At 68.0% G+C, this 2,248-nt stretch carries 3 protein-coding genes; 2 read left to right on the forward strand and 1 reads right to left on the reverse strand.

Going from position 1 to position 2,248, the window contains the following annotated elements; translation table 11 throughout:
- Window positions 1–697: 697 nt before the first annotated feature.
- The gene (locus tag E2651_RS42685; protein ID WP_135336641.1) at window positions 698–907 is read left to right on the forward strand and encodes a DUF397 domain-containing protein; all 210 of its coding nucleotides are present in this window, start codon (window positions 698–700) and stop codon (window positions 905–907) included.
- Window positions 908–1,258: 351 nt separating this feature from the next.
- On the opposite strand, the gene E2651_RS42695 is transcribed toward E2651_RS42685, so the two are convergent.
- A complete protein-coding gene (locus tag E2651_RS42695) occupies window positions 1,259–1,666 on the reverse strand; it encodes a DUF1992 domain-containing protein (protein WP_135336643.1) in 408 nt (135 codons plus the stop codon).
- A 137-nt stretch (window positions 1,667–1,803) separates the two neighbouring features.
- Here E2651_RS42695 and E2651_RS42700 point away from each other — a divergent pair, with 137 nt between their 5' ends.
- Window positions 1,804–2,196, forward strand: a complete 393-nt coding sequence (locus E2651_RS42700; RefSeq protein ID WP_135336644.1) for an FHA domain-containing protein — start codon at window positions 1,804–1,806, stop codon at window positions 2,194–2,196.
- Window positions 2,197–2,248 lie beyond the last annotated feature (52 nt).

A 2,248-nucleotide genomic window follows, 5' to 3' on the forward strand; every position in this document is an offset into this window, starting at 1 on the left:
ATCTACACAAGGCTATTCGTCGGCAGCGTCAGATGTGTATAATAGACAGGACCGTGCGTCACGTGGTGGCGCTGTCTATGACACGCGGTGGCAGCGCATCCGCAGGGCCTACCTCTAAAAGCACCCGTGGTGCGTGCTGTGTGGCCGTCTGGCCAACGTGGCAGACCATCACCCGTTGTCCCGACGCGAGTTGATCGCACGGGGCGAGGCGAACCCTGATGGGCCGAACCATCTGCGTCCACTGTGCGTCGCGTGCCACAACCGCGAGACAGTGAGGCATCAGCCGGGCGGATTCGCTGCGGAAGCGCGTTCGCGGCCTACATCAGCTACGTCATGCGCCGCCACCCCTCGGCGGAGACCACTGCGAGTGCGCGCTGTCTGAACCCTGACTGCCGCTGGACCTCTGCACCGACCGGCAACGCTGACGTGTGCACAGACATGTGCATTGAGCACACGGGCCGCACCGGACACATGACGTTCGTGCGGGAGTTCTCGGAAGTCGCCGTGGTGGAGCGCGTTCAGTGACCGACGGCAACGAGCACCAGGACCACGCGGACCGCCGCAAGAGGAGCGCCTTAGCCATGACGCAGTGGCCGCCCTGTCAGTGTCCGACGCACACAGACTCCCGTCCCCGCAGGGGCGGGCCGTAGAACGGCGCGGGGACCGCATCCCCGCAGCGCAGTGAAGGGAAGACACGATGACCACGATTCCCGACTACGAGTTCCGCACGTCCAGCGCATGCCAGTACAACAACAACGACCCCCGCTGTGTGGAGGTGGCCACCAACGTGCCGGACACGGTAGTCGTCCGCAGCTCCGTGACCGGGCGCACGCTGGAGTTCACCCCCACGGAATGGACCGACTTCCTCAGCGGTGCCAAGCTGGGCGAATTCGACCTCTCGGCCTAGGAGACGCGTTGCAGGAGTGCCCCCGCTGCGGCGGCGAAGCGGCCCCCGACCCGGAGCATCAACGCTCGCTCTGGTGCCTGGCCTGCTGGCACTCCTGGCCGATGCCCGAAGACACCCGGTGTCCTGGTCTCCTGCCCCGTCTGGCCCCAGGACTCCGGCTGCTGGGTGAAAGCCGTCACCTGCGCCGCTGAACACGCACGCCCACCAGCCCCGTCCGTTACTACCGGGCGGGGTCTTAAGCTGTAGCCGCCGGACGACTCATCGCAGGTCCGCCCCTATGTGAGTCCGTTGACAGACTTGTTGATTTTCACGATGCTCATGGGCCCATCCTCGCGCACGGCTCCCGTGGGATCAGTCCGGGTGGCGTTCGCGCCAGGTGCGGGCGACCTCGTCGACGTCGAAGGGCTTCAGGCCCAGCGGCGGGCCCGGTGGGGGTCTGCGCAGGGCCTCGGTGATCTTTTCGTTGAGGTCGGTCACGAGGCGGCGGGCCATGCTCTCGGACGGGGCGTCGGGCGCGGCGGCGAGCACGTCCTCGGCCTCCTTGCGCAGGGCGAGGGTCGGGGGGAGGTGGGAGAGGCCCTCGCGGACCATCTTCTGCTTGATCCACCACTGTTCGTCGTACGACGTGGTGTCCAGGCCGGGCGGCAGCGGTTTGCCGTGGCCGGGCAGCGCGGCGAAGTCGCCGCGCTGCTCCGCCTCCCGGATCTGCTTGTCGATCCACGACTCGAAGGTGACTTCCGGTGGCTTCCGTTCAGTCATGTGTCCATTGTTCCAGCCGGGCCGCTGTTCCGGGGAGACCGTGCGGTCGCGGGAGGGCGCGACTTAGGATGCGGCGGCGCGGTGCGGAGTGTGTTCCGTCGGCCGCGCGTTCGATCACCGAGAATTGAGGAGCGTACGTGCTGGAGCTCACCATGGCCTCCGTGTCCGGGGAGGACGCGGGCGCGACCGCGGGCATGCTCATGGCTGACGCGCCGAGCGAACCGGGTGCCGTGCTGCGGGTGGGGCGCGATCGCGGTGTGTGCCGTCTTGTGCCGCCCGACGACTGGCTGTTCGTGTCGCGCACGCATCTCGAGTTCCGCTGCGGTCCCGACGGGGCCTGGTCCGTCACCTGGCTGCGCGGGTCGCATCCGGATCCCTCGTCGGAGGTGCGTGTGACGGCGGGGGGTGAGGTGCGGCCCATCGAGTACGGGGGGACCGCCGCGCTGCCCCGGGGCGGGTCCGGTGAGGTGGTCATCCAGGACCGGGCGGGGCCGCGCAGCGTGAACGTCGGGTTTTATCAGGAGGGTTGAGGGGGGAGGGGCTGTCTGTTATACACATCTCCGAGCCCACGAGACGCTCATG

The organism is Streptomyces sp. MZ04 (assembly GCF_004684775.1).
In the GTDB taxonomy this organism is placed as follows: Bacteria; Actinomycetota; Actinomycetes; order Streptomycetales; family Streptomycetaceae; genus Streptomyces.

Bases quoted from the DNA above. Each gene is read 5' to 3' on its own strand.
- E2651_RS42685 (WP_135336641.1), top strand. From the start codon at position 698: ATGACCACGATTCCCGACTACGAGTTCCGCACGTCCAGCGCATGCCAG.
- E2651_RS42695 (WP_135336643.1), bottom strand. From the start codon at position 1,666: ATGACTGAACGGAAGCCACCGGAAGTCACCTTCGAGTCGTGGATCGAC.